28 protein-coding genes and 1 pseudogene are annotated in these 26,574 nt (G+C 67.4%); 15 read left to right on the top strand and 14 right to left on the bottom strand.

What is annotated here, in order from left to right:
• Positions 1-150 precede the first annotated feature (150 nt).
• The 9 genes from AADZ78_RS03990 (at position 151) to AADZ78_RS03950 (ending at position 6,064) form a co-directional block, all read left to right on the top strand.
• Entirely contained in the window at positions 151-459 is a 309-nt protein-coding gene (locus AADZ78_RS03990) for an ArsR/SmtB family transcription factor (protein ID WP_085251304.1), read from the top strand.
• Positions 460-478: 19 nt separating this feature from the next.
• A complete protein-coding gene (locus AADZ78_RS03985) occupies positions 479-763 on the top strand; it encodes a hypothetical protein (RefSeq protein ID WP_085251290.1) in 285 nt (94 codons plus the stop codon).
• A 29-nt stretch (positions 764-792) separates the two neighbouring features.
• Positions 793-1,386 carry a thioredoxin-like domain-containing protein gene (locus AADZ78_RS03980; RefSeq protein ID WP_085251289.1) on the top strand — a complete coding sequence of 198 codons (594 nt, stop codon included), beginning with the start codon at positions 793-795 and terminating at the stop codon, positions 1,384-1,386.
• Positions 1,383-1,961, top strand: coding sequence for a cytochrome c biogenesis CcdA family protein (locus tag AADZ78_RS03975; RefSeq protein ID WP_204079709.1), 579 nt, complete (start codon positions 1,383-1,385; stop codon positions 1,959-1,961). The genes AADZ78_RS03980 and AADZ78_RS03975 overlap by 4 nt, the downstream gene beginning before the upstream one ends.
• The gene (locus AADZ78_RS03970) at positions 1,874-2,302 is read left to right on the top strand and encodes a hypothetical protein (protein WP_204079710.1); all 429 of its coding nucleotides are present in this window, start codon (positions 1,874-1,876) and stop codon (positions 2,300-2,302) included. Before AADZ78_RS03975 ends, AADZ78_RS03970 begins: the two co-directional genes overlap by 88 nt.
• Positions 2,303-2,353: 51 nt before the next feature.
• Positions 2,354-2,647: a PepSY domain-containing protein gene (locus AADZ78_RS03965; protein WP_239656793.1), complete on the top strand. Its 294-nt coding sequence runs from the start codon at positions 2,354-2,356 to the stop codon at positions 2,645-2,647.
• Between the two features lie 373 nt (positions 2,648-3,020).
• On the top strand, positions 3,021-3,677 hold the full coding sequence (locus AADZ78_RS03960; RefSeq protein ID WP_085251303.1) for an ArsR/SmtB family transcription factor: 657 nt from the start codon (positions 3,021-3,023) through the stop codon (positions 3,675-3,677).
• Positions 3,678-3,722: 45 nt separating this feature from the next.
• Positions 3,723-4,655, top strand: coding sequence for a transglutaminase-like domain-containing protein (locus tag AADZ78_RS03955; RefSeq protein ID WP_204903461.1), 933 nt, complete (start codon positions 3,723-3,725; stop codon positions 4,653-4,655).
• A 77-nt stretch (positions 4,656-4,732) separates the two neighbouring features.
• Positions 4,733-6,064 carry an MFS transporter gene (locus AADZ78_RS03950; protein WP_204903462.1) on the top strand — a complete coding sequence of 444 codons (1,332 nt, stop codon included), beginning with the start codon at positions 4,733-4,735 and terminating at the stop codon, positions 6,062-6,064.
• 6 nt (positions 6,065-6,070) lie between these two features.
• Here the strand turns inward: AADZ78_RS03950 and AADZ78_RS03945 are convergent, their stop codons facing one another.
• The 4 genes and pseudogenes from AADZ78_RS03945 to AADZ78_RS03930 form a co-directional block, all read right to left on the bottom strand.
• A complete protein-coding gene (locus tag AADZ78_RS03945) occupies positions 6,071-6,454 on the bottom strand; it encodes a hypothetical protein (protein WP_085250521.1) in 384 nt (127 codons plus the stop codon).
• 7 nt (positions 6,455-6,461) lie between these two features.
• On the bottom strand, positions 6,462-6,803 hold the full coding sequence (locus AADZ78_RS03940; protein WP_085250522.1) for a DUF427 domain-containing protein: 342 nt from the start codon (positions 6,801-6,803) through the stop codon (positions 6,462-6,464).
• Between the two features lie 270 nt (positions 6,804-7,073).
• Entirely contained in the window at positions 7,074-9,392 is a 2,319-nt protein-coding gene (locus AADZ78_RS03935; protein ID WP_204903463.1) for a PE family protein, read from the bottom strand.
• A 242-nt stretch (positions 9,393-9,634) separates the two neighbouring features.
• Positions 9,635-9,742, bottom strand: a pseudogene (locus AADZ78_RS03930) (hypothetical protein); the annotation flags it as partial.
• A 131-nt stretch (positions 9,743-9,873) separates the two neighbouring features.
• Here AADZ78_RS03930 and AADZ78_RS03925 point away from each other — a divergent pair.
• A complete protein-coding gene (locus AADZ78_RS03925) occupies positions 9,874-10,251 on the top strand; it encodes a hypothetical protein (RefSeq protein WP_139828685.1) in 378 nt (125 codons plus the stop codon).
• A gap of 90 nt (positions 10,252-10,341) precedes the next feature.
• Here AADZ78_RS03925 and AADZ78_RS03920 read toward each other — a convergent pair whose 3' ends face one another.
• Positions 10,342-11,709 carry an amino acid permease gene (locus AADZ78_RS03920; protein ID WP_239655383.1) on the bottom strand — a complete coding sequence of 456 codons (1,368 nt, stop codon included), beginning with the start codon at positions 11,707-11,709 and terminating at the stop codon, positions 10,342-10,344.
• Between the two features lie 326 nt (positions 11,710-12,035).
• Between AADZ78_RS03920 and AADZ78_RS03915 the strand changes: the two genes are divergently transcribed.
• Complete coding sequence (locus tag AADZ78_RS03915) at positions 12,036-13,685, top strand: PPE family protein (protein WP_085250393.1); 1,650 nt, start codon at positions 12,036-12,038, stop codon at positions 13,683-13,685.
• Positions 13,686-13,694: 9 nt separating this feature from the next.
• Here AADZ78_RS03915 and AADZ78_RS03910 read toward each other — a convergent pair whose 3' ends face one another.
• Positions 13,695-14,438 carry a class I SAM-dependent methyltransferase gene (locus tag AADZ78_RS03910; RefSeq protein ID WP_085250394.1) on the bottom strand — a complete coding sequence of 248 codons (744 nt, stop codon included), beginning with the start codon at positions 14,436-14,438 and terminating at the stop codon, positions 13,695-13,697.
• 245 nt (positions 14,439-14,683) lie between these two features.
• Here AADZ78_RS03910 and AADZ78_RS03905 point away from each other — a divergent pair, with 245 nt between their 5' ends.
• Genes AADZ78_RS03905 through AADZ78_RS03895 form a run of 3 tightly spaced genes read left to right on the top strand, consistent with a single transcriptional unit; the run spans position 14,684 to position 17,879 of the window.
• Positions 14,684-15,517 (top strand): alpha/beta hydrolase, encoded by an 834-nt coding sequence (locus AADZ78_RS03905; RefSeq protein WP_239656448.1) that lies wholly within the window; start codon positions 14,684-14,686, stop codon positions 15,515-15,517.
• A 2-nt stretch (positions 15,518-15,519) separates the two neighbouring features.
• Positions 15,520-17,655, top strand: coding sequence for an acyltransferase family protein (locus AADZ78_RS03900; RefSeq protein WP_239656848.1), 2,136 nt, complete (start codon positions 15,520-15,522; stop codon positions 17,653-17,655).
• A gap of 50 nt (positions 17,656-17,705) precedes the next feature.
• The gene (locus tag AADZ78_RS03895; protein WP_204081942.1) at positions 17,706-17,879 is read left to right on the top strand and encodes a hypothetical protein; all 174 of its coding nucleotides are present in this window, start codon (positions 17,706-17,708) and stop codon (positions 17,877-17,879) included.
• Positions 17,880-17,931: 52 nt separating this feature from the next.
• Here the strand turns inward: AADZ78_RS03895 and AADZ78_RS03890 are convergent, their stop codons facing one another.
• The gene (locus AADZ78_RS03890) at positions 17,932-18,627 is read right to left on the bottom strand and encodes an Rv0518 family GDSL lipase (RefSeq protein ID WP_085250406.1); all 696 of its coding nucleotides are present in this window, start codon (positions 18,625-18,627) and stop codon (positions 17,932-17,934) included.
• A 79-nt stretch (positions 18,628-18,706) separates the two neighbouring features.
• Positions 18,707-19,927 carry an acyltransferase family protein gene (locus AADZ78_RS03885; protein ID WP_085250397.1) on the bottom strand — a complete coding sequence of 407 codons (1,221 nt, stop codon included), beginning with the start codon at positions 19,925-19,927 and terminating at the stop codon, positions 18,707-18,709.
• A gap of 273 nt (positions 19,928-20,200) precedes the next feature.
• On the opposite strand from AADZ78_RS03885, the gene AADZ78_RS03880 reads away from it, so the two are divergent.
• Complete coding sequence (locus tag AADZ78_RS03880) at positions 20,201-20,650, top strand: STAS domain-containing protein (protein ID WP_085250398.1); 450 nt, start codon at positions 20,201-20,203, stop codon at positions 20,648-20,650.
• On the opposite strand, the gene AADZ78_RS03875 is transcribed toward AADZ78_RS03880, so the two are convergent.
• The 6 genes from AADZ78_RS03875 to AADZ78_RS03850 form a co-directional block, all read right to left on the bottom strand.
• Positions 20,634-20,882: a hypothetical protein gene (locus AADZ78_RS03875; RefSeq protein ID WP_085250399.1), complete on the bottom strand. Its 249-nt coding sequence runs from the start codon at positions 20,880-20,882 to the stop codon at positions 20,634-20,636. The two genes, AADZ78_RS03880 and AADZ78_RS03875, sit on opposite strands and share 17 nt — an antisense overlap.
• Positions 20,879-21,454 (bottom strand): DUF3093 domain-containing protein, encoded by a 576-nt coding sequence (locus AADZ78_RS03870; protein WP_239656794.1) that lies wholly within the window; start codon positions 21,452-21,454, stop codon positions 20,879-20,881. The genes AADZ78_RS03875 and AADZ78_RS03870 overlap by 4 nt, the downstream gene beginning before the upstream one ends.
• Positions 21,451-22,440, bottom strand: coding sequence for a porphobilinogen synthase (gene hemB, locus AADZ78_RS03865; protein ID WP_139828688.1), 990 nt, complete (start codon positions 22,438-22,440; stop codon positions 21,451-21,453). Before hemB ends, AADZ78_RS03870 begins: the two co-directional genes overlap by 4 nt.
• An 85-nt stretch (positions 22,441-22,525) precedes the next feature.
• Positions 22,526-24,217, bottom strand: a complete 1,692-nt coding sequence (locus tag AADZ78_RS03860) for a uroporphyrinogen-III synthase (protein ID WP_139828686.1) — start codon at positions 24,215-24,217, stop codon at positions 22,526-22,528.
• A 22-nt stretch (positions 24,218-24,239) separates the two neighbouring features.
• The gene (gene hemC / locus AADZ78_RS03855) at positions 24,240-25,190 is read right to left on the bottom strand and encodes a hydroxymethylbilane synthase (RefSeq protein WP_085250402.1); all 951 of its coding nucleotides are present in this window, start codon (positions 25,188-25,190) and stop codon (positions 24,240-24,242) included.
• A 13-nt stretch (positions 25,191-25,203) separates the two neighbouring features.
• Positions 25,204-26,571, bottom strand: a complete 1,368-nt coding sequence (locus AADZ78_RS03850) for a glutamyl-tRNA reductase (RefSeq protein ID WP_085250403.1) — start codon at positions 26,569-26,571, stop codon at positions 25,204-25,206.
• Between the last annotated feature and the right edge of the window lie 3 nt (positions 26,572-26,574).

Below are 26,574 nucleotides of genomic sequence, written 5' to 3'. Positions count from 1 at the left end.
CATTCGCCTTGCCAAATATATCGATACAATCGTAATATTCGTTTATCCGAATACTACAGAATATGACCGATGTGAGGACGGCAAACCGTGGCCGACGCGTCCCAGCCCAGCACCACCGCACTGCTGCCCACCACGCCCAACGGGGTGGAGATGGTGGCGAAATTCTTCCGCGCCCTCGGCGACCCGGCCCGGCTGCGGCTGCTGGAGTTCCTGCTCGACGAGGAGCACACCGTCAGCGAGTGCATCGCGCATATCGGCCTGTCGCAGGGCCGGGTCTCCAGCCACCTGGCCTGCCTGTCCGACTGCGGCTACGTGGCGCTGCGCCGCCAAGGCCGCTTCGCCCACTACCGGGTGGCCGACCCGCGGGTGGCCGAACTGGTGTTGTTGGCCCGCTCGCTGGCCGCCGACAACGCCGCCGCGCTGGCCGCCTGCATGCGTATCACCGGCCCGGACGCCTAACCAGCGCACGAGGATCACCATGTCCACCGGCCCCGGCCCAAACCGCACCCGCACCGCACTGGCTGCCGCCGGTCTGGCGCTGCTGCCGGTGCTGTGTTGCGCCCTTCCGCTGTTGATCGCCGCCGGTGCCCTCGGCGCACTGGCTGCGGCGCTGGCCAACCCCTGGATGATCGGGGCCGGTGCCGTCCTCGTACTTCTTGTCGCGGTGGCATGGACCGCTAGGCGCCCTGGCGGTTTCACCCGCGATGACTCGGGCCGCCCGCCGATCCCATCCGCCCGCCACCACTCCGATCGGACCCGTTAGCCCTCCATCCGAACAAGGGGCACCGAGCCATGCCTGACCAGCCCGCCACCACCACTCGTCGCGCCGCGCCGCGTTCCCGCCGCCGCCTGGTGTGGATCGCGGTAGCGGCGGCCGCGGTTCTCGCGATCGCGGTCGTGCTCTATTCGGCGCTGTCGCGGTCCAACAACCAGACAGCCCCGGAGCCGGCCGCGGGCCCCGGCGAAACCGCGGCTCCCGTGGCCTCGGCAACGTTCACCGCCCAGACGCTGCAGGGCCAGCAGATCACGGTGCCCGACGGGTCGCGGCCCAGTGTGCTGTTGTTCTTTTCCGTCGCCTGTGGCGGCTGCGGCCCCACCGCTCACGCCCTCGGCCAGGCCCAACAGGCCACCGGGGCCAAGGCGACCTTCGTCGCGGTCAACATCGACCCCGCCGACAGCGAGCAGGACATCAAAGACTTCCTCACCGCCAACCAGGCCACCGGTCTGGCCTACACCCGCGACACCAACGCCACCCTGATGAGCACCTACCAGGCCACCCAGGTGTCCACCGTCGTCGTCTTGGACACCTCCGGTAGGACGGCGTTTCGCGCGGTGGAACCCGGCGCCGACACCATCCGCGCCGAACTGGGCAAGGTGGGCGCGTGATCGGCCCGCTGCTGGCACTGGCCTTCGGCGCGGGAATGCTCGCCCCGGTCAACCCGTGCGGGTTCGCCGTGCTGCCCGCCTACCTGGCCTACGCCGTCGACACCACAGACGACCCCTCGGGCCGCCGGGTAGGTGCACTGGCGCGGGTGGCCGGCGGGCTGCGAGCCGGATCGGCCCTCACCGCCGGGTTCGCCGGCACCCTCACCGTCATTGGGGTGCTGCTCGCGCTCGGGCTGCGCTCCCTGGTCGGTGTCTTCCCGTGGCTGGCCGCCGGTATCGGCGCGCTGCTCGCCGTCGCTGGCCTGGTCATGCTCGCCGGCTGGCATCTGCCCCTGCGGCTGCCCACCCGCCGCTCCAGCGCCGCGCGGCACGGGCCGATGGGCATGCTGGCCTTCGGCATTGGCTATGCGCTGGCCTCGGCCTCCTGCTCGATCACGGTGCTGCTCGCGGTGGTCACCAAGCGCTGGCCAGCACCAACCTGTCAGGGGTGCTGCTGGTGTTCGGCGCTTACGCCGCCGGCTCGGCCACCCTGCTGCTGTCGCTGGCGGTATTCGCAGCCTTCACCAGCGGCCTGATCAACCGCTTCCTGCGCCAACTGCTGCCCCACGTGAACCGCATCGCCGGCGCCGTGCTGGTGCTGTCCGGCGGCTACCTGCTGCTGTTCTGGCTGCCCCAGCAGCTCGGCGGCCGGCCCGGCACCGGCGGGCTCACCGGCGTGGCCGCCACCCTGTCTACCTGGATCAGCGAACACCAACTCGCAATCACCGTCACCGCGCTCGGCATCATCCTCATCACGGCGGGTGCCGCCCTCACTGCCCGCGCCACCAACCACACCACCGACACCGCCGAGAACTGCTGTGCACCCACCGCAGCGCCCGCCGACGGCGTCGACAACGTTGAGGCCCCGAAGAACTGAACGGGCTTCATCCCAGCAACAGGAAAGGGCACGCAGATGAAGCGCTCAACAATGGCCACAGTCGCCGCCATCGGCCTCACCGCAGCGTCCCTGGGACTTGCCTCACCAGCAGTGGCGGCGCCGACACCCTCGACGCCCGGGTCAGCCGACGACGCGGTCAATCAGCTTGAAGCAGAAGGCTACAAGGTGATCCTGAACAAAGTGGGCGATGGGCCGCTGCGCGAATGCACCGTGACCGCCATCCGGCCCGGCCGAGATGTCACCCATCGCGTCACCGTCCCCGGCAGCGACGGCACCATCGAACAACTGCTCTACACCACGGTCTACGTCGACGCCAAGTGCTGACCACCGGTGGACAGTCAGCCACGTGACGGTGACGAATCATCATCGCCACGTTGACTTTCCCGCGCCCAGACGTGCCCGCGTGATCGAGTCGAAATCCGCTTGACCCTCACCCTGGCGTCCCGTACGCCCACCAATGAACGCTGTGCGGCCCCCGGAACCTGGAACAGCGTGCTTACCAACACCTTTCGCCACTCACGACCCGGGCGGACCGCAACTGCCCGCGACGCTGGCACGCAGCGCGGTGTCGGCGTCAACGACCTTCGATCACCCGGATTGACGAGAGCAACACCCTGAGACGGCGGCGTGTCGGGTTGACATTATCAAACAATCTATTGAACATACGAATGTCTGAACCTGGGGAATGGAGCGGCGCGTGCAGGGTGCGAAGAAGCTGATCTTCGAGCAGTTCGCGCTGGTCGGGCAGGCGTTGTCCAGCGGTCACCGGTTAGAGCTGCTGGATCTGCTGGTGCAGGGTGAACGCAGCGTGGACGCGCTGGCTCGGTCGGCGGGGCTGACGCTGGCCAATGCCTCCCAGCACCTGCTGCAGCTGCGGCGCGCCGGTCTGGTGACCAGCCGCCGGGACGGCAAACGTGTGATCTATAAATTGTCGGACCCCCAAGTGTGGGATGTGGTGCGGGCGGTGCGCGGGGTGGCCGAACGCAATCTCGCCGAGGTCGACTCCCTGGTGCGGGAGTACTACACCGACAGAGACGGCCTGGAACCCGTCGGCCGAGACGAGTTGCGGGCCCGGGCGGCCGCCGGGACAGTGCTGGTCCTCGATGTGCGCCCGGCCGCGGAATACGCCGCTGGGCACCTGCCCGGGGCAGTGAGCATTCCCCTCGACGAACTCGCCGAGCGGCTCGACGAACTCCCGTCCGGCATGGACATCGTCGCCTGCTGCCGGGGACCGTACTGCGTGTATTCCTATGACGCGTTGGAACTGCTGCGCCCCAACGGATTTGCCGCCCGCCGCCTCGACGGCGGGTTCTCCGAATGGCTCGCCGCCGATCTGCCGGTCGTTCGATCGTAGACAAGCAAAACACCAAATCGATTCCCACCGGAAAGGATCCATCCGATGACCATCACCGACCCCGCGGTATCCGCACAGGAAGAGGCCGCGACGAGCTTGTTCGAAATCACCGATCACATCACGATCGATTCCACGGAAGGCGCCCGGACCGTCGACCTGTGGTGCCCCGTCATCGGCGACGGCGCCTTTCAGCGCGTCCTGGACGCCGAGGTGACCAGCGAGGATCCCTATGACCTCACGCGTGAGCCGGAGTTCGGAAACCTGATGTTGTACAGCCGACAGCGCTCGGCGAAAGCGCCAAGTTTGTCCATCCGCTATGTCGTGGAACGGCGGCCGATTGGGCATGCACCGGACCCGGCACGGGCCCGCCCCTTGGCCACCGCGCAATTGTTCACCCGCGCCTTGACCCCAGAGGCACACGTCGATGTGGACGAGCGCACCCGCACACTGGCTCAAGACGTCGTCGGCACCGAAACCAACCCGCTCTTGCAAGCCCGTCGCATCTACGACTACGTCACCGGCGCCATGGACTACGACGCGACAAAGCAGTCTTTTCTGGGCAGCACCGAGCATGCGCTGACCTGCTCGGTGGGCAACTGCAACGACATCCACGCGCTGTTCGTCTCACTGTGTAGGTCGATCGACATCCCGGCTCGGTTCGTGCTCGGTCAGGCCCTGGAGCAACCGCAGCCCGGTGCCCAGGATTGCGAGGTGTGCGGCTACCACTGCTGGGCGGAGTTCTTCGTCGCCGGCCACGGCTGGCTACCCGCGGACGCCTCCTGCGCAACGAAGTACGGCACCCACGGCCTGTTCGCGAATCTGGAAGCAAACCACATCGCCTGGTCAACCGGCCGCGACATCCTGCTGGCCCCGCCGCAGCGCGCCGGCCGCAGCCTGTTCTTCGCTGGCCCCTACGCCGAGGTTGACGGCAAAACCCGTCCGGTGCAACGCCAAATCCGTTTCACCGCACTGCCGTAACCGGTCGGGCGGCTGAATTTGATCGACTGACTGTGATTGGTAGACATCGACCGACAGGCCGAAGGAAGGAGCCGCAAGTGGCGACAATTGCGGCAAGCCCCACGCACAATGCCCTAGGCAAGGCCGCGCGACGGCTGCTGCCCCTGCTGTTCGTGCTGTATGTGATCAACTTCGTCGATCGTGCGAACATCTCCGTCGCCGCCCTGGCGATGAACGCCGACCTGCGCCTGAGCGCCACCGCGTACGGTACCGCCGCCGGCGTCTTCTTTCTCGGCTACGTCCTATTCCAGGTTCCCGCCAACGCGGCGCTGGCGCGTTTCGGCGCCGGTCGCACGCTCACGACGGTTGTCCTGGCCTGGGGTGTGTGCTCGGCGGCCACGGCCTTTGTCACCAGCGCGCACACCTTGTATATGGCGCGCTTCGCCCTCGGGATCGCCGAGGCCGGCTTCTTCCCCGGCGTCATCGCGTATCTGACCGTGTGGTTTCCGTGCGCGCAGCGAGCCCGCGCCGTAGCTACCTTCCTGCTCGCGATTCCGGTCGCCAATACGGTTGGTTTGCCGCTGTCCGGACTTATCGTCGACCACGTCCATCTGGCCGAGCTACCCGGCTGGCGGGCGATGTTTTTGATCGAGGCGCTGCCCACACTGGTGCTGGCACCGCTTCTTCGGCGGCTGTTGCCGGACAGCCCTCGACGGGCAAGCTGGCTCACCGCGCAGGAGCGCGCAGAGTTGTCGGCCCGGCTGGCCGAGGATACCCCTACCCCGGCCGGTCGGTCTGGCGGAGCCGGTTGGCGTCTTGTCGTATTCGCCGTCGTCTATGGGGGACTGTATTTCGCGCTGTATGCGTTGCAGTTCTTCCTGCCCCAGCTGGTTGCCTCGCTCGCACACGGCACATCCACCCTGACGGCCGCCACTCTGTCGGCCCTGCCCTATGGTGTCGCTGCGGTGGCCATGCTGGTCTGGAGTCGCCGCAGCATCGACCGCGCAGGCGCCCGAATCGGCCATATCACGATACCGACTGTGGCCGCGGGCGCCGCCGCGCTCGGTGCGGCTTTGAGCCCGATGTCACCGATGGTGACGCTGGGCTGGCTGACAATCGCCGTCGCCGGAATCCTTGCAGCCACGCCCGCCTTCTGGAGCCGTTGCACCGCAGCGCTGGCCGGTCCCCGGGTCGCCGTGGCCATCGCGGCGGTCAATGCCGCAGCCAGCCTGGCAAGCTTTGCCGGTCCTTACGCCACCGGCTACCTCAAAGACGCCACCGGCACCTATCAGCTCGCTCTGCTTACCGTCGCCGCGGTGCTAGCCACCGCAGCGGCCTGCAGCCTGTCACTACGCCACACTGGCCGGACGGCATCCGCCGACAACGCCGAAATCATGTCGGACACGTCGCCGGCAACCCCGTTCGTCTGACCGCAGCTATGCAAAGGTGCCCAACCACGTCGTCACGGTGTACAAGACGCCGTAGGTACCAACCGCTATTATCAGCAGCGTTATCAGACGCCACCGCAATCGCCGGATTGCGTTGAGGCTGCACTGGTTTCGTTGCCGTAGCGCCATCCACACCAGAACGGCGAGCACCGCGAGACCCCCAACGCGGAACCACCACGCGTAGTTGTCATAGAGGTCGTCCGCCCACGCGAAAGCCGTTGCCGCACTCACGATCCCAAGTAGCGCCAGGATCGTGGGGCCGACACAACACAGCATGCCGACCAGCCCGCCAGCGATACCGATCCGCCATATCGGCAGCCGATCCGCGGTCGCCACGCGGCGGCCCGGGGTACGCGCGAGATGCTCAGTCATCGCCAAACTATTTGCCCAGCCACGCCGCGACCCGGCGGGCCAGGCCTTGCCGGTCGCCCTCGGATTCGCCTTCGACGGTCACACCGTTCCAGAACGCGACATGGTTCTTGATCCGACGCGCCAGTGGGCTGGGCCGCCGGTAGTACCAGGCGGCGTCCGGGTTGACATCGCCGTCCACGATGACGTTGTAGTAATGGGCCAAACCTTTCCACGGGCATATCGACGTGGTTGGGCTTTCGATCAGATGCTCGCGGTGCAGCGACTCGGGCGGAAAGTAGTGATTGCCCTCCACCCGCACGGTGCGCGGTGCCTCCGCTAGCACTGTCCCGTTCCACACAGCGCGGATCATTGACTCGCCTCCTCAAATCCGCCGGACGTGTCACTGTCGATGGTGCACTCGCTGAGGGTCCGATGCGCAGGCGAACTGTCATCGTGGTGACACGATCGGTCGGATCACGGCATTCGTGAAACGTGATCGTGATGAGGTGTTCATCACGGAATCGTCAAAACCCGTGGATCGGTGGGAGCCAGACCTTTCCACGGGCATATCGACGTGGTTGGGCTTTCGACCACATGGTTGTTCCGAACGGTCGTGCGCGACGGCGCGCGCGCCAGCTAGCTACGGCAACCCGGCGATTCCGGTTGTCCCCAACAGCAGCCCGCCGGTGCCGCCGGCGCCGGCGCCGCCCGGCGTGACGCCGCCTGTTCCGCCGTTGCCGCCGTTGCCCCCGGTGCCGATCAGCACGGCGCTACCCCCGACCCCGCCGGCACCGCCGTCGGCGGCGAGGCCGTGCCCACCCGCTCCGCCGGCGCCACCGTTGCCGATTAGCTGCCCAGCCTTGCCGCCGGACCCTCCGGCACCACCAGTAAATGTGCCAACCCCGCCGGCCCCGCCGGCGCCGCCACCACCGAACAACGGCCCGGCGTTGCCGCCGGATCCGCCGGCTCCACCATCGAAATCGCCGAAACCGCCGTTTCCGCCGGCGCCACCGGCGTCCCACAGCGGGCCTGCGTTGCCGCCCGCCCCGCCAGTTCCGCCAGTGTTGCCAGCCCCGCCGGTCCCCCCGGCCCCTCCGGCGCCCAACAGCAGCCCGCCCGCACCGCCGGTCCCGCCGACGCCGCCAATGCCATCTGGGCCGAATCCGCCGGTGCCGCCGGCCCCGCCGACACCCCACAGCCCGCCGACGCCGCCGGCCCCGCCCACCCCGCCGACGCTACCGCCACCAAAGCTGCTCCCGCCCGTGCCGCCGCCCCCACCAACACCCCAGAGCCCGCCGGCGCCGCCGGCCCCGCCGGCCCCGCCAACACCGTTGAGCCCAAAGTTGGTCCCGCCGGTGCCGCCGGCCCCGCCGGTGCCGAACAACCACCCGCCGGCCCCGCCAGCCCCCCCAGCTCCGGCGGTGCCGCTACCCACGGCACCGCCGGAGCCGCCGGCCCCACCCGTGCCCCATAGCCCGGCGGCGCCGCCGGCACCGCCGCTTTCACCTGGCCCGCCCGAGCCGCCGGCCCCGCCGTTGCCGAGCAGCCACCCGCCGAGTGCGCCGCTTTGTCCGGTCCCCGGGGCACCGTTGGCGCCGTTGCCGATCAGCGGGCGCCCGGTCAGCGCCTGGGTGGGGGCATTCACCGCATCGAACATCCCCTGGAGCGGTCCGGTTGCACCTTGAGCGCCGGCGTTGCCACCGGGGGTGCCCGGTCCGCCGTTGCCGCCGTTGCCGGCGGTGCCGATCAGCGCGGCGTTGCCGCCAGCCCCGCCGTCGCCACCGACCGTGGCACCCAGCGCGCCGGCCCCGCCGGCACCGCCATTACCCAGCAGCAGACCGGCTCCGCCGCCGATCCCGCCGGAACCCCCGGCGCCAGATCTGCCGACGCCACCTGTTCCGCCGGCCCCGCCGTCGCCGAACAGCAGGCCGGCCTCGCCGCCGGCCCCACCGACACCACCATTAGAAAAGCCGACCCCGCCCGTTCCGCCGGCCCCGCCGGCGCCGAACAGCGGCCCGCCGTTGCCGCCGGCCCCGCCGACCCCGCCATCGCTTTGGCTGCTCGCGCCACCGGCACCGCCCTCCCCGCCGGCAGCGCCCACCAGTCCGCCCAGTAGCCCGGCGTTGCCGCCTGCCCCGCCGGGCCCGCCGGCGCCACCGCCGGAAATTCCTTGCCCGCCGGCTCCGCCGGCCCCGCCGCCGCCAAACAGCCCGCTGGCCCCGCCGAACCCGCCGGCACCACCGCCGGAATTGCCGTCCCCGCCGATACCGCCGGCCCCGCCGGCGCCCCACAGCCCGCCGGTTCCGCCTGTTCCGCCGGTTCCGCCGGTTCCGCCGGTTCCAAAGCCGGCCCCGCCGGCGCCACCGGCCCCGCCGGCGCCGAACAGCCACCCGCCGGCCCCGCCGGCCCCGCCTGCCCCGCCCACGCCGCTGGTGATAGCCCCGCCCGCGCCACCGGCCCCGCCGGTGCCGAGCAACCCTGCCGCCCCGCCGTTCCCGCCTTGTTGGCCGGGCGCGCCCGACCCGCCAGCTCCGCCACTACCGAGCAACCAGCCGCCCGGTGCGCCGTCTTGCCCGGTTCCCGGGGCCCCGGGCGCGCCGTTGCCGATCAGCGGACGCCCGGTCAGCGCCACCGACGGCGCGTTAACGGTGTCCTGCAGCTGATGCAAGGGCGAGGCGTTGGCCGCTTCGGCGACCGCATAGGCCCCCGCACTGGCGGTCAGCGCCCGCACGAACCGGGCATGAAATTCCACCGCCTGCGCACCGGCGGACTGGTAGGCCTGACCATGAGCAGCAAACAGCGCCGCGATCGCGGCCGACACCTCGTCTTCGGCCGCGGCCAGCACCGTCGTCGTCTGGGTCGCCGCGGCCGCATTCGCCGCACTTAGCATCGAACCCAGACCGGCCAACTCATTGGCCACCGCGCCCAGCAGCACCGGCACCGCGATCACAAATGACATCAGTGACCTCCTCGACAGCCACAAGACCCGACTCGTCGTGCACCCGATCGCCAGCCGGTACACCACCTTGCGCGCCCGCACGTACGCGAAATCCGACTGCTGGTCATCGAAACCAATTGCGGTGGCGGGGTTTCGTGTTGCAGGCCGCGGTGTTGAACGAGATGCGGTTCAGCTGTCATCGACGAAATGGTGTCGGATTCCAAGGGCACAACGGCCCCGGAAGCATTCGCCCGGCCAGGGGTTAAGTGCTCCCGGTGCAGCAACTCGGGTGGAAAGTAGTGATTGCCCTCAAGCCGGACGGCTCGCGGCGGCTCGACGAGCATTGTCCCGTTCCACACAACGCCGATCATCGCGTTGGCCTCCTCAAGTCCTGCTGAACGTGCCACCGTCGGTAGTGCACTCGGTTAGGGTGCGGTGCGCCGGCGAACTGTCATCGTGGTGACACTGTCCATCGAGTCAACGCCGGATTGTTCGGCTGCGGGTGCACATCTATCTGCAGCAGTTCGCACGGATTCTGCGAGCCGGCGGGCTGGCCGGCATCACCGATGTCGCCGTCACCGACGCCGGTCTACGGGCGGAGTTGACCACAGTCACGGCGTGGGTAGCCTGCATCGCGGACGCCCGCTCGGTCATCGACTACACGGCCAGCCTCGCCGGCGCCGGACTGCGCACACGGACTATCGAGTCTCACGACGACTGCCTGCTGCGCATGATCAGCCGCATCGAAGCCCGGATCGCCGCCCTACGTATTGGGCGCCCACCATCCTCACCGACAACGGCGTTGACCCCGATGCCGTGCTGGCATACACCCGGCTGGCCGCCGGCGCGGCCAAAGAGCGACGCATCGGGTACGCCCTGATGGTCGTGGAGAAGACATGAGAACCAGACACGGGAGCACGACTATGCGGCTTGGTGTTCCCGTGTCGGTATGCGTTGCGCATCGAATGGCTTAGCCTTCGAAAGGTTTTCGCTTGCGAGCAGCGATGCACTTGGTCTTTCCGCCCGGCAGGGTATCGGCTTTGGGTTCGCCGTGCCCACCCCACCAGGTGGCGACGAAGTACACCACAACCACCACCACCCATGACAACAGGCTGAGCCATAGCTGGGTACGCGCGGCGCGGTCGAACGCCATTTGCACCAGCACGGCGGTGATTCCGGCGACGGTCAGGATTGACAGCACCGGGAAGAACCACATCTTCACCCGCAGCTTGTCCGCAGACATCCGGCGGCGCAGCACAATCTGCGACAGTGCGATCAGCAAGTAGACGAACAAGATGACGGCGCCCGACGAATTGAGCAGAAACAGAAACACCGTACCCGGCGCGAGCCAGGCCATGAGGACACAACCAAAGCCCACCGCCGACGAGCACAAGATCGCGATTGAGGGAACCCCGCGCCGGCTGACCCTGACCAGCTGGGCAGGCGCCTCGCGTCTGCCGGCGAGCACGAAGAGCATCCGCGAGGCGGTGTATAGGCCCGAGTTCAGACAGGACAGCACTGCCGTGAGCACCACCGCGTTCATGATCTGATCCGCACCGCGAAGACCCATGTGCTTGAGTGCCGCGACATACGGCGAAGCACCGAGTTCCAACGAATTCCACGGCAGCACAACGACAAGCAGAAAGACCGAACCGACGAAGAAGATCACGATCCGCGCGACCACCGAGTTCGTCGCTCGCTGGATGGCATGCTCCGGGTTCCGGCTCTCGGCAGCCGCGATCGTGACGACCTCGGCACCGACCATGGAAAAGATCGCCACCACGATCGCGGCGAACACCGCCCCGACGCCGTTGGGAAAGAATCCGCCGTGCGAGTGCAGGTTGGAAAGGTCCATGTCGTGGCCCGGCAGGAACCCGAGGATGAAAGCCGCACCGACGCCGAGAAAGATCATGATGGTCGCGACTTTGATTCCAGCGAACCAGAATTCGAACTCGCCGAAGGAGGTGACGGAGAACAAATTCGTCCCCGTCATCAACACCATCAGACACAGCGCCAGCAACCACAGCGGCGCAGCGAACCAGTAACTAAGAACCTTCGCGCCGGCCACCGCCTCGAAACCGACCACGATGACCCAGAAGTACCAATACAGCCAGCCAACCGAAAACCCGGCCCAACCACCCAGTGCCTGGGCCGCATAGTCGGCGAACGATCCGGTCGACGGATTCGCGGTGGCCATCTCGCCCAGCATCCGCATGACCAGAACGATCAGCAGGCCGCAAACGGCGTAGGTCAGGAATGCGGCGGGCCCGGTCTCATGGATCACCACGCCAGAACCGACGAACAATCCCGCGCCGATGACACCGCCGATGGCGATCATGTTCAGCTGCCGCAGCGACAGTCCTTGGTGCAGCTGCGAAATGTAACTTGGCCCGGGGCGCTCTGGACCAATTGGGATGTGTTCCCCAGGTCGGGGATGAGCTCGGCTTTGCCTGCGCCGCATGACCGGACGCTAGCAGCTTCTGCCGCTCGCCGGCGCGTCGGCGATGAAAGTGCGGCCTGGATGCCTGCCAGCCCAGTTGCTGTTTCGCCGGAAAACACCGGTTCTTACCCGGGAAATGTTCTAGCGTCTGTGTTGCCGGACAGGCTCACCCCAGGATCCCCGGGATAGGTATGGGAAACGACGGCTGAGAAAGAATTGACGTGATGGACTTTCCGGTGTTACCGCCCGAGATCAATTCGGCGCGTATGTATCTCGGCGCCGGCCCGGAGCCGATGCTGGCCGCGGCGGCGGCGTGGGATGGGTTGGCCGCCGAGTTGAGCACTGCGGCCACATCATTCGGCTCGGCGGCCGCTGCGCTGACCGAGGCGGCGTGGCAGGGACCAGCATCGACGGCAATGGCGGCCGCGGCGGCTCCTTATGCGAAGTGGCTGGCTGCCGTGGCCGCCCAGGCCCAGGCGGCGGGCGGGCAGGCACGGGCTACGGCCACCGCGTTTGAGGCAGCGCGGGCGGCCACGGTGCATCCGGCTCTGGTGGCGGTCAATCGTGCGCAGCTGGTGTCGTTGGTGAGGTTGAATGTGTTGGGGCTCAACGCCCCCGCGATCGCGGCCGCCGAGGCCAGCTACGAACAGATGTGGGCCGCGGATGTGGCCGCGATGGTGGGCTATCACAGCGGGGCTTTGGCGGCAGCGACACAATTGACGCCGTGGCAGGTGCTGGCAAGCGTGCCGGGCCCCAATTTCGGCATTGGCAACATCGGCAACTTCAATGTCGGCAACGGCAACAACGGCCTCGAAAACTTTGGCAACGGAAACATCGGCAACTACAACTTCGGCAGCGGTAACCGCGGCAATTCCAACGTTGGCGGCGGCAACACTGGCAACCAGAACCTCGGCGGCGGAAACAACGGCAGCCAAAATCTCGGCATCGGGAACCGGGGCAGCGCAAACGTCGGCGCTGGAAACTTCGGTGGCGAAAACGTCGGCAACGGTAACCGCGGCAGCACAAACATCGGCTCCGCGAATTTTGGCAGCCATAACATCGGCTGGGGCAACGATGGCAGCGCCAACAGGGGCTTGGCCAACACCGGTAACGGCAACTGGGGCCTTTGGAACACCGGCAACGGAAACATCGGCATCGGACTCACCGGCGACAACCAAGTGGGCATCGGCGGCCTGAGCTCGGGGACCGGTAACGCCGGCCTGTTCAATTCGGGCACCGGGAACACCGGCTTCTTCAACGCCGGCGTCACAAACACCGGCCTGTTCAACTCCGGCTCCATGAACTGGGGGCTGGGCAACTCGGGCGAGGTTAATACCGGTTTTTACAACTCGGGAGCCTCCAGCACAGGCTGGATGAATTCGGCCACGGCCGACACCGGCTTCGCGAACTCGGACAACGGCAACACCGGCAGCTTCAACTCGGGCGTCTTTAATACAGGCAGCTTCAACGCGGGCAACTCAAACTCGGGCAGCTACAACGCGGGCAGCGTCAACACGGGCTTCGGAAACTCGGGCCACACGAACACGGGCGGCTACAACGCGGGAAACCTCAACACCGGCTTCGGATATACAGCAAACGGCATCGGCCCCAACTCAGGCTTCTTCAACAGTGGCACCGGCAGCTCCGGCTTCTTCAACTTGGGCAATGGCAGCTCGGGCTTCCAAAACGCAGACTCCAACGCTTCGGGCATCAGGAACTCGACCCCTGCCTCGGGATACCTCAATTCGAGCGGGAACACCTCGGGTTTCTTCAACTCGGGCTTCCTCTTCAATTCCGGCTTCATCAACTCGGGCTTCGGAAATTCGGGCGTCTACAACATAGGCACTTTCTTGGCAGGCTTCGGACGCCGTTAGCCCCGGTTGTCAGTCCAGACGGGTAGCTACCACGGCCCACACCGGCAGGTGCACCCTGTGGTCTTCCAACAGCGGCTCAAGAGTGCGCAACTGTTGGAACATCGGCTGCATCCGTTCCGATATCTCATTCTGGTTTTCGGAGACAACTTTGCTCATGGCTTCGAAGGTCTCCGGCAGGAAGCGAGCTAGGTAGGTCGTGGTGCCTAGGTAGTCCACGCGCCAGCCGCCTGCCCCGAGCACACGCTCGAAGTTGTCGGCCGGGATGCCGGCCCATTGGATCCCGTTGACGTTGTGCTGGCCGAACTCGAACATGTACAACCGGGCGCCGGGCTTGGTGGCCCGGTGCAGCGCTTGCGCATACCGGGTCTGGATGCCCTCGTCATCCAGGAACACGTGGTAGAACGCGCTGTCCACGACGGTGTCGAACCGGCCCTCGAACCCGTCCAGCTTGGTGGCGTCGGCCACCCGAAAGTCGACCTGCACCCCGGCCCGCTCCGCGTTGCGCTTGGCCCGCTCGATCGCCGACGGCGAACCATCGATACCGGTGGCCGAATACCCATGCGCGGCATAGTGAATCGCATGGTAGCCCGGACCGGTACCTGGGTCGAGTACCTCGCCGCGTATCGCGCCGTAGGCCACCAGTTGCTGCACGACGGGCTGCGGCCCGCCGATATCCCACGGGATCAGCCCGTCGGCCGCCGTCGCGTCACCGTACAACGGCTCGAAACCAGCCACGCTCGTGTCAATAGTCATATGCGTCTCGCTTCCTTGCGATGGTAGTAGACGTAATTGTTCACTAATAACGCGAGCCTAGCCGACTCCATCAAGGAACGCAATCGTCTATTAGAGAGCAGACGGATTCCCGGCTCAGGCCGTTGCGTATCACGCCGTCATTACGAGTGCCTTGCGATACGGCGTGGCAGGGGCGTCAAACCCCCATCGGCGCGGCATGATTGACGCTCGTGGCTGACGTGCTGACCCGCCGCGCCGTGCTCCGGATGGGCGCCGGCGCCAGCGTTGGTGCGGCCGGCGTGTGGGCGTTGAGCGCGCTGCTGGACCCGGTCAAGCCACAGGCCACGCCGGCGCCGCAAAGTCCCGCCCCGTTTGAACCGCCGACCGCGGGCAAAACCCTGCCCACCAAGCTGACCGGTTCATTCATCTCGTCGGCACGCGGCGGCATCAAGACCAACTGGGTGATCGCCATGCCGCCAGGCCAAACCAAGATGCTGCGTCCGGTGATCGCGTTGCACGGCAAGGACGGCGACGCCAACATGATGCTCGACCTCGGTGTCGAGGACGCGCTGGCCCAACTGGCCCACGAGGGCAAACCGCCGTTCGCCGTCGTGGGCGTCGACGGCGGCCCCAGCAGCTACTGGCACCGGCGCTCAAACGGCGAAGACTCCGGCGCCATGGTGCTCGAAGAGCTGCTGCCGATGCTGACCTCGATGGGCATGGACACCTCCCGGGTCGGATTCATGGGCTGGTCGATGGGCGGATACGGCGCCCTGCTGCTGGGCGCCCGGCTGGGACCGGCCCGCACCGCAGGGATCTGCGCGATCAGTCCGGCGCTGTACATGACCTACATCGGCGCCGCGCCCGGCGCGTTCGACAGTGTCGACGACTGGAACCGCAACACCGTGTTCGGATTGCCGGTGCTGAACTCAATCCCCATCCGGGTCGACTGCGGCCTGGCCGACCGGTTCTTCTTCTCCACGAGCCAATTCGTCAGCCAGCTGAAAAAGCGGCCGGCGGGCGGCTTCTCCCCCGGCGGGCACGACGTGGACTACTGGCGCCAGCAACTACCGGGCGAACTGGCCTGGATGGCGTCTTGACGGTGGACGCGTCCAGCCCGCCCCGCCCAGCGGAGCGGCGCATAGCGCGGACCGCGTTTCGCCCGGACATCGAGGGCTTGCGCGCCGTCGCGGTCGTCGCCGTCGTCCTATATCACGCGGGCATACCCGGCGTCGGCGGCGGCTACATCGGTGTCGACGTCTTTTTCGTCATCTCCGGCTTCCTCATCACCGGACTGCTCTGGCGTGAGGTGACAACCACCAACACCGTTGCGCTGGGCCGCTTTTACGGTGCCCGGGCCCGCCGGCTGCTGCCGGCCGCGGCCACGGTCGGCGTCGTGACCGCGATCGCCGCGGCGGTTGTGTTGCCGCCATTGCAGGCGCGTCGCGTCTTCGTCGACGGCATCGCCAGCGCCCTGTATGTCGGCAACTACCGGTTCGCCGCGCAGGGCACCGACTATCTGGTCTCCGACCTGCCGCCATCGCCGTTTCAGCACTACTGGTCGCTCGGCGTGGAGGAACAGTTCTACCTGGTGTGGCCGGCATTGATCCTGGGTACGGCGTGGCTGGTCCGACGCTTCGGACGCGACATCCGAGCCGCCGCCCCGTACGCGGTGGTCCTGACGCTCGTTACGGCCGCGTCGCTGGCCGCGGCCATGGTGTGGACCCGCACGTCGCCGACGTGGGCGTTCTTCTCGTTGCCCACCCGCGCCTGGGAGCTGGCCACCGGTGGTCTGGTTGCGTTGTCGATCGGCCAATGGCGCCGACTGCCGCTGCTGCCCGCGGCGGTCGCCGGCTGGGGTGGTCTGGCACTGATCCTGCTGACCTGCACCCAACTGGGCCCGCATACTCCTTACCCCGGGACCTCGGCGCTGTTGCCGGTGCTGGGCACCGCACTGGTGATCGGCGGCGGTTGTGTCACCGGCGGCATGGGCGTCGGCCGCGTGCTGTGCCCGCCGGCGATGCGCGCGATCGGCCGGGTGTCGTACTCCTGGTACCTCTGGCACTGGCCGGTGCTGTTGCTGATGCCGCCGCTGTTGGGTGATCCCGCGGGCCTGCCGAGCCGGCTGGCCGCGACGACGGTCTCCGCCGGGCTCGCGGTGATCACGATGCACTTGGTCGAGAATCCCGGTCGGTTCGCCGCGGCCCTGCGCCGCTCGGCGAAGGCCAGTCTGGTTGTGGCGGGCGCGGCCAGCGCCGTCGCCGCGTGCGCGTGCGCGCTGCTGCTGACGGCGATACCGGTGCCGGTGGGCCATGGGGCTGCCGTCCCGGAGGCCAGGATCGTTGCAATACCCTCCACGACCGTCAGTCCGCAAGAAGCCGCGGTGCAAAACGCGTTCTCGCAGGCGCGTGCCGCGGTGGCCGCCTCCGCCGGCTTGCACGCGGTCCCGTCGAACCTCAACCCACCGCTGGGCGTGGCGGCGGGCGACAAGGCGCCGGTATTCGTCAACGGCTGCATGCGTTCCTGGCGTGACGTCGGGCAAGGCGAATGCGCCTCAGGCGATACCGCCTCGCCGACAACCGTGGCCCTGATTGGCGACTCGCACGCAGCCATGTGGGACCCGGCCTTGCAACAGGTGGCCGAGCAGCGGCACTGGCGGCTGGAAACGATGGCCAAGGTGACCTGCCCGCTGCAGGATCTGCCGATCGTCAGCCCGTATTTGGGCCGCAGGTACACCGAGTGCGAACAGTGGCGCAGCCAGATCATGAGCCGCCTGCAGGCCGCGCCGCCGCGGCTGGTCGTGCTGAGCATGAGCCGTCGCTATCACGCTGACTTCAGCTTCGCGTCATACGACCCGGCGTGGATCGACACCGTAACGAAGACGGTGGCGCAGCTACGCAGCTTCGGTGCGAGGGTTCTGATCCTGGGGCCGGTCGCCGATCCGCAATCATCGGTACCCGCCTGCCTGTCGGCCCACCTCGACGATGCCACCGCCTGCGCGCCAAGCCGGTTGGTTGCGGTCAACGGCGACGGCATCGCCGCAGAGCAGGGCGCGACCGCCGCGGGCGGCGGGCGTTACGCGGACCTAACCGATTTGTTCTGCGGCCCGGACCGCTGTCCGGTGATCGTCGGCAACACCCTGGTATTCCGCGACGACAATCACGTGACGACCGAGTACGCACAGCTGCTGGCACCTGTTATCGGCGCGCTGGCCGATCGCGCCCTGTCGGACGGATGACGTCGGATGAGCCGAGATATTACGAAATTACAAGGTGAATTTATTCGCGAATGAACCTCGCGACGACGACGAACGTGTTAGGAATGAAAGAGCTTTGGAGGTTTGAGATGAGTCCGATGCTGTTGGCCTTCCTCTCGGTGGCCGCGCCACTCGCCGGACTTGGTCTCATGCAATTGCAAGCGCGCCTTGAACGTTGGGACTACGAGCGGCACGCAGAAGACTGAAGCTATCCGCTAAACACCTTGCGCGGCTGGCTCTTTAACCTCACCGAGACACTCACCCAGACAACTGTGTGCGAATGAGCGGTGCGATCTGGTCCGCCAGATATGCGTGTCCTTCGTCGTTGGGGTGCACCCCATCCGCGCCGATCAGGTCGGGCCTGTCGACGAACCAGCGGTCCTCGATCGGATCGACGAACGCCGCTCGTGCGGCGCGGGCCGCGGCGCTGAGGGCGTCGCGAATCTGCAGCATCGAGCCAGGCACGTCAGCGGTTGGCCATGGCGGACCGATCACCAGGAACTTCGCGGAAGGCGCCAAACGGTGAGCCAAATCGAAAGTCGCGCTGGCTCTTTCGGCCACCAGTCCGGGATCGACGCCCTGGTCGTTGCGGGAGCCGAAAAACACCACCAGCACGTCGTCGGGGTGGACCGCCCGGGCCGTCAGGTCCTCGAAGACGCTGCCGTGATCACCGGGCACGGCGTAGCCGGCTCTGCCCTCGGCTGCCACGTCGGCCGCGATCCGCAGGCCGCGGGCATCAAGCCGCCGCCAAGCGCGAGCGGTCCACGATTGCGGGCCCAGGCCGCCCTCATCGGTGCCGGTGGTGTAGGAGTCGCCGATCACCGCGACGTGGTTTAGCCGGTAATCCAGGGTTAGTGCGTCGTAGGCACGCACGCGCCCCGGGTGCGGCGGATACTGCATGACCACGCCGGCCAGCAGAGTGAGACCAATGACGAACGTCGCCAGTCGACTCACTACCACCTCCACGGTGAACGTCAACGGCATCGTACGAGGAAACTGATACGAACCTGACGTCAACTCGCTGCGAGGGTGGTCACACCGCGCGAGCCGAAACCCCTTCCAGCCCACCATCGATTTGATGCAGCTTGGTATTGCCCGACTCGGCAGGCCCGCCCCTGGAGTCCACGGCGTGGACGTCAACCATCCGGCGCATCCACCGACGAGCGGGTTCTTCGACGAATTGATACAGCAAGATCGCGGCACCGACGGCGATCGCGAGCAGGCCGATGACATTCCATTTCCACGGGTTGTCATGCGGTGTGAGCTCGAATTGCAATACGGCCCATCCCCAGGCGGTATGCACCAGTTCATGCACCATGTAAAGGCAGAACGAGATCTCCCCGCCATAGACCATGAGCCGTGTCGACAGCAGCCCGGGCAGGCTGCCCACCCCGACCGCCAGCGTTATCACCAACGGAACGAACAGGACGTCAACCACGCCACCGCTGTCCACGACTCCGGTGATCGGGTATGCGTCAAACAGGTAGAGGATTCCCACAATCGCGACGATCAGGAGTGCGGAACAGTACCCGGCGATGCGCCGAGCGCGACCGCTCAGCCGCAACCTCCGCACGGCGGCCGCGGCCAGCGCGCCCGCAATGAACTGCGTCACAATCCGCGGCAGCCAGCTCCACGGTGTGTAGAACTGGCCGCTGGCTAACAACAGCACAACCGGCGGCAACGACGCCGCGATGGCCAGCCAGATCAGGCTCCGCGCCCGCGTGGCGTGCATCATCCGGAAAATCACCAGCACGATCAGACCGAACAGCAGGTAGGCCAGCCATTCGGCGCTGATCGACCAGGCCGGCCCATCCCAGCTGGACCCGTCGAAATACGGCTGAAACCACAACTGCACCAGCAGGACCTGGCGCACATAGTTGGTCGCGGTGAGCTGACTGGCCTCAGGCAGCGGTACATGACCGATGTGGAGGGTGAGGATCACCAACACCGCCGCAAGGTGCAGTGTTACCAGGTACACCGGCCACACCCTGGCCAGCCGCAGCCACAGGAAGTGCAAGGTGGCGCGCGCCGACCACGACCGGCCCATTCGGTCGAGGTAGTTCCAGGTCAGCACGAACCCGCTGAGAATGAAGAACAAGTCGACGCCCTGCGCGCCGCAGTTCAGCACCGGCGCGAGGGCCTCGCGGAAATCAGGCGAGGCATCGTCCAACATCGGCCGGAAGTGAAATAGCACCACCCACACCGCGGCGACGATGCGTAGTCCGGTCAGGGCCTTGATCTCTGGGCTGCGCACAATGCTCTTTCCGGGCTCTTTCCGGGCTCTGCTGTTTCGTCCGTCATCAATTCGGCTGGCCGGGCGATCTGGCCCTCACAAGGCCCCCCGACATGGCAACCGGCAGCCATCGCAGCCTAACAGCTGCGCCGCCCGAAGTGCCGCACGCGCGCGAGGACCCCGAAAGCCGCTTCTTAGCGAAGAGTTAGACACGGTTTCCGGTCTCCTTAGATTTTGCGGGCACCGTTGAGGACAAGTTTGGTCGGCGTTACGCCAAGGGGAACGGGGCTGCTCATGAGTATCGCGATTACCACGTCGAGCGCCATGGCTCGGCAGGGAAACGGCATATACGAGTGCAGTGGCGCCCAGATTCGGGCGCACTGCCGTCACCTAGCAACCGTGGTGACCGTCCGAGGAATTGTCGACGCCGTCAACGTCGAGCGGGTCAGTGAGTACATCCGGCGTTTCGTCCTCGAAAGTAACCCCGTGGTACTCGATCTCAGTGACGTGAGCCACTTCGGTGCCGCCGGTATCTCGCTGCTGTACATGCTCGATGAGGAGTGCGCCGCCGCTGGGGTGGAGTGGACGTTGGTGGCGAGCCCGCCGGTCGTGGAGCAGCTGGGTGAACAGGACGACGCCATATTTCCGATAGCGCGCTCGGTACACGAGGCGCTCCGCAACCTGGCCGACGCCATCGCTCGCCGTCGTCAGCTGGTGTTGCCGCTGATCAGGAAGACGGCCTAGAGCGGCGCAGCCTGGCGATTCCCACCACCGCAAACACCCCGGCGACCGTTGCCAGCAGCAGCGTCAGCACCAGCTGCTGCGGGTGGTAGACGACCGATGTGGTGGCCGGCTGCCCGTCGACGACTGGCCCGACCGCCACAGTGCCGCGCGTGTGCAACCAACTGATCGCGGTGGCCACCGCGGCGACACCGGCGCAGCCAAGCTCAACTAGGCCCCGGTAGCGGGCGATCACTGCGGCGACTCCTCTTCGTCATCGGCGACGTTATCGTCGACATCGAATGCGGGGCCGACCCGCTCCTCGACCAACGGAGTCAGCGCCGCCCGAAGGTGACGATGACGACGCGCCCAGGCCTGCGCGGTGCGCCCGCCGGTGAGCTTCAGGCCGATGCCCACCCGGCCGCGCGGTACGCCGACCAGTTCGCCCAGCGCCCGCGCCGACTGCCACCTCGCCAGCGGCTTCCCCGACGCCAGCGAATTCTCGGGCTCCGGAAACACTTTGACGATTTCGGACACCAGGATGGTCTCGGTGCCCTGGCGCAGCGCCCGCTCGGTCAGCTCCACCGAGGTATGGATGCGCGCGGCCTTCACCTGCACGCCCACGAACGCCGACACCAGCACCAGAAAAATCAGCGGAACCACCAGCGACACCGGAGCGCCGCTGGACTTCTGGATGAAGATCAGCGACACCGCCGACAGCGGCCCGGCCAGCACCCAATACCAGCTGGCGCCGCGTTCGTAGAACAACGGCTTGGTCTTGATGTCCCCCGCTGGCGTCTCCCCTGGCCTCATCGCAGCCTCCGTCATGACAGCCAGCTTGCCGCATCGGCGGCCCAATAGGTGAGCACGACGTCGGCCCCGGCACGCCTGATGCTGGTCAGCGACTCCAGCGCCGCGGCCCTTTCGTCGATCCAGTTGTTGGCCGCAGCCGCACAAATCATCGCGTACTCCCCCGAGACCTGATAGGCGGCCACCGGCACCGACGAGACCGCCGCGGCGGCCGCCACAACGTCGAGGTACCCCAAGGCGGGTTTGACCATGATGATGTCGGCGCCCTCGTCGAGGTCCAGCTCGATCTCACGCACTGCGTCCCTGGCGTTGCCTGGCTCCTGCTGGTACGTGCGCCGATCGCCCGCGAGGCTGGAGCTCACCGCTTCGCGGAACGGTCCGTAGAACGCCGAGGCGAACTTCGCGGCATAAGCCAGGATCACGACGTCGGAGTGGCCCGCAGCGTCTAGTCCGTCGCGTATCGCGCCCACCTGGCCGTCCATCATGCCGCTGGGCCCGACCACGTGCGCGCCCGATTCCGCTTGCGCCACAGCCAGTTCCACGTACCGCTGCACGGTGGCATCATTGTCGACACGGCCCCGGGCGTCGAGTACGCCGCAGTGCCCGTGGTCGGTGAACTCGTCGAGGCAGGTGTCCGCCATCAACACCGTGGCGTCGCCGAGGTCCTTGGACACCTCGCGCAGGGCGACGTTGAGGATGCCGTCGGGATCGGTGCCGGCCGAGCCCGACGCGTCCTTGTCTTCCTCGCGCGGCACACCGAAGAGCATCAGCCCGCCGACACCGGCGGCGACGGCGTCTGTGGCGGCGCTGCGTAACGAATCCACGGTGTGCTGCGCCACGCCTGGCATAGAAGGGATGGGTCGCGATTCCGATATCCCGTCGGCGACGAACATCGGCAGCACCAAATGCCTAGGCTCCAAAGACGTTTGCGCCACCAAGCGCCTTAAAGCCGGGGTGGAGCGGAGCCGTCGCGGCCGCTGCCGGGGGTAGGCACCCATGCTCAGTCGCCGCAGCGAGCGTGCGCAGAATGCCAGCCCCGACGGCGTGTCGGAGTACAAACACGCACGCTCGCCGCACAAGGGCAGGCCACTAGCGCCTGCGGCTCTTCTTGCGCGGCGGGGGCAGCGCGCCCTCGGCGCGCAGCCGGGCCGCATGTTCGGCCAGCGCGTCAACCAGCGGGCCCACGGCGGCAGTCTCGGGCTGGACATCCACCCGAAGCCCGAACTCGGCGGCGGTCTCGGCAGTCTTGGGGCCGATGCACGCGATGATGGTGCGCGCGTGCGGCTTGCCGGCAATGCCGACCAGGTTTCGCACCGTCGAACTCGACGTGAAGCACACCGCGTCGAAGCCGCCCGTCTTGATCATTTCCCGGGTGGTTGCCGGCGGCGGAGCGGCCCGCACGGTCCGGTAGGCGGTGACGTCCTCGATCTCCCAGCCTCGTTCGCGCAATCCCTCGGCCAGCGTCTCAGTTGCGATGTCGGCCCGCGGCAGCAAAACCCGGTTTACCGGGTCGAAAACACTGTCGTAGGGCGGGAAGTCGTCCAGCAGGCCCAGCGAGGACTGTTCCCCGGCGGGTACCAGCTCGGGGCTGATCCCGAACGCCCGGACCCGGTCGGCGGTCGACTCGCCCACACAGGCGATCTTGACCCCGGAGAATGCGCGGGCATCCAAGCCGAACTCGCCGAACTTCTCCCACACCGCACGCACCGCGTTGGTGGAGGTGAACACCACCCACTGGAATCGACCGTCGACCAGGCCCTTGACGGCACGTTCCATCTGCGCCGGGCTGCGCGGCGGCTCCACGGCGATGGTCGGCACCTCAATGGGCAGCGCGCCGTACGACGTCAGCCGCTCGCTCATCTCGCCGGCCTGGTCCTTGGTGCGTGGCACCAGTACGGTCCAGCCGTACAGCGCCCGGCTCTCCCACCAGTTGAGCTTTGCCCGGCTGGCCACCGTTTTGCCGATGGTCACCACGAGCGGCCCGGTTTGCGGGTCGGATCCGTGTGCGGCGGCCACGGGGTCGGTGCCGCTGAGCACGGCCGGGTCGGTAAGCCCTTGCAGGGTGGTTTCGACCGAGCGCTGCTGGCAGGTGGTGCCCTGCGCGGTGACCACACACGGGGTGTTCTCGGCCAGCTCGTGGTCGATCAGGGCGCGGGCGGCCTCGGCCAGGTGCGATGCGGTCGCCTGCAGGATCAGCGGCCCGGGGGCCGCTGCCAGCGCCTCCCAGTCGGTGTCTTTGGGGTCGTTGCGCACATCGGCAACCGTGTGCGACGAGCCCAGCGGAAGTCCCGCATAGGTCGGCACCGCGCTGGTGGCGGCCAGGCCCGGCACGATCTCGATGTGCAGGTGGCTGCGTGCGACGGCGTTCACCTCGCTGACCACCGCGTCCACCGATAGCGGATCACCGGCCACCAGTCGCACGACGTCGACGCCGGAGCGGGCCTCGGCGGTCAGTGTCTTGGCGACTTCGGCGGGGTCACCCGGCGCCGGGCGGATGTCGGGGCCACCCGACACCACCACGCTTGCGACATCTCGGTCGGAGGATGCCCCCGACGCCGCGTCGCCGCTTCCGCCCGCTGCAGCGGCGGGCGCCGGACCCGAGACCGGGGGCAGGTCCTTGCCGATCAACGCCAGCACCGGCTCGGGTACATCAAGGTCGGTGAACACTAACGCGGCGTTCGCCAGGACCGTGGCGGCCCGGGTGGTCAATAGACCGGGGTCGCCAGGACCAGAGCCCACGAACGTGATATGGCCCGGCCTCGGCTTACGCCCTCGCGTCATCATTGTCGCTCCCACGTCTCACTCAGGTACTTCCTCGCGCGGGGTCTTGTCGCACTCCCCGCATCAGCTCTCCTGCGCCCAGTTCGAACAGCTCCGCGGCGACCGCGAGCCCCAGCTCCCGTGCCCGACCGGAAGTGCCGACACCGGACGCACGGATCACGTCGGATCCGTCCAGCGCCGCCACGCAGCCGCGCAGCGACAGCTCTTCGAAGACCCGCCCTTCCTCATCGATGGATTCGACCACTTCCGCGATCGCACCCACCGGTGCGGAGCAACCGGCCTCCAATTCGGCCAGCAAGGCTCGCTCCGCGGTGACGGCCGCTCGCGTGTCGGCGTCGTCCAACTCCGCCAGCACTGCCGCCAACCGGCCGTCACCGGCCCGGCATTCGACCGCGAGCGCGCCTTGAGCCGGTGCTGGCAACATCTGCACCGGCTCCAACGTCTCGGTGACGTCCTCGAGGCGGCCCAACCGGGCTAGACCTGCCCGGGCCACCACGATGGCGTCGAGATCACCACTGCTTACCCTGTTCAACCTGGTATCTAGGTTGCCTCGTAGGGGGCGGATTTCCAAACCGAGACCCAATGCCCTAAGCTGTGCAGCCCGCCGCGGCGAGGACGTCCCCACCAGGGAGCCGGGCGGCAGTTCGGCGAGGACTAGCCCGTCGCGGGCAACCACGGCATCCCGAGGGTCGTTCCGCGGGGGAATCGCCGCCACCGTGAACCTCGGGTCGGCCGCGGTTGGCAAGTCCTTGTGCGAGTGCACCGCGGCATCGACGCGGCCATCCTCGATGGCCTCACGCAGCGCGGTGGTGAACACGCCCACACCGAGATCGGCGATCGGCGCCGACGATCGGTCGCCCGCGGTGCTGATGGTCACTAACTCCGCGAGATGGCCGTTGGCGATGAGCGCGTCTCTAACGGTCGCGGCCTGGGTCGTGGCCAGCAGGCTGCCCCGAGTGCCTATCCGGATCACGTGGGCCAATCAGTTACTCAGCAGACGTCTTCGGGCTGTCGAATCCGGTTGATACAACTGGTAATTCACCGGCAGTCGCAACGGCATCGACGGCGGTCTGGTCTAGTTCGAAAAGCTCGCGCAGCGCCTCGGCATAGCTGTCGCCGCCGGGGGCACTGGCAAGTTGCTTGATCCGTACAGTGGGCGCGTGCAGCAACTTGTCCACCACCCGGCGAACGGTGCGGGCCACCTCTTCGCGCTCGGCACTCTCCAAGCCAGGCAGCCGGTTGTCCAGGCGCAGCAACTCCGCTTCGACCACATCGGCGGCCCGCTGGCGCAGCGCGGTAACCGTCGGGGTGACCTCGGCCATCCGCTGTCCTACCAGGTACGCGGCGACTTCGGCCGCGACGATGTGGCGCGCCGCGTCGACGTCTGCGGCCGCGGCGTGCGCGGACGGCTCGTATTGCACACGGTCCACATCGATCACCCAGACACCGGGCAGTCCGGCCACGGCCGGATCGACGTCACGCGGCATGCCCAGGTCACATATCACCAGCGGGTGAGTTGCCTCGTCGCGTTGTGCAGCGGCCAGCGCATGGTGCACATCGGCCAGCGACACCACCGGGCTAACGGCTCCGGTACAGCTGACCACCACGTCGGCACTGGCCAACGCGTCGGGCAAGCGATCCAGCGTCAGCGCTTCGGCCGACACACCCGATTCGCGGATCTTGCGCGCTAACCGCGCGGCACGGGACGACGATCGATTGAGCACCTGGATTCCCGCGATGCCGGCGCGGGTCAGATGTGCTGCCGACAGGGCGCCCATCGCCCCCGCGCCGACGACCACAGCGGACTTACCCGCCAAACCGCCCAATTTGCGATCGGCCATTCCGAGGGCGACCGACACCACCGAGGCACCGGCGGCGTCGATGGCGGTTTCGGAGTGCACTCGCTTGCCGACCGACAGTGCCCGTTGGGCCAACTCGTGCAGCGCCCGGCCGACGGTGTGGTTGGCCTCAGCGCTGGCATATGCGCGTCGCACCTGACCCAGCACCTGTTGCTCGCCGACAACCGCCGAATCCAGGCCGCTGGCCACCGCGAACAGGTGCTCGACGGCGGCCTCGCTGTAGCGGACGTAGGCGTACTTGGTCAGGTCACCCATCGACATGCCGGAGTATTCCGACAGCACCTGCCCAATCACCGTCAGCCCGCCGTGGAACGCCTCGACCACGGCGTAGACCTCAACCCGATTGCACGTCGACAGCACCATGGCCTCGGTTACCAGCGGCGACTGCAGCACCCGGTCGACGATCTTTCCTTGATCGGACTCTTCGATGCTGAGCTGTTCTAGTACGGAGACCGGCGCGCTACGGTGCGAAACTCCGAAGAGCAGGATGCTCACGGC

Source organism: Mycobacterium riyadhense, assembly GCF_963853645.1.
Taxonomy (GTDB): Bacteria; Actinomycetota; Actinomycetes; order Mycobacteriales; family Mycobacteriaceae; genus Mycobacterium; species Mycobacterium riyadhense.
The sequence above is the reverse complement of the archived record's forward strand: the minus strand, read 5'-3'. Positions and strand labels throughout refer to the sequence as shown.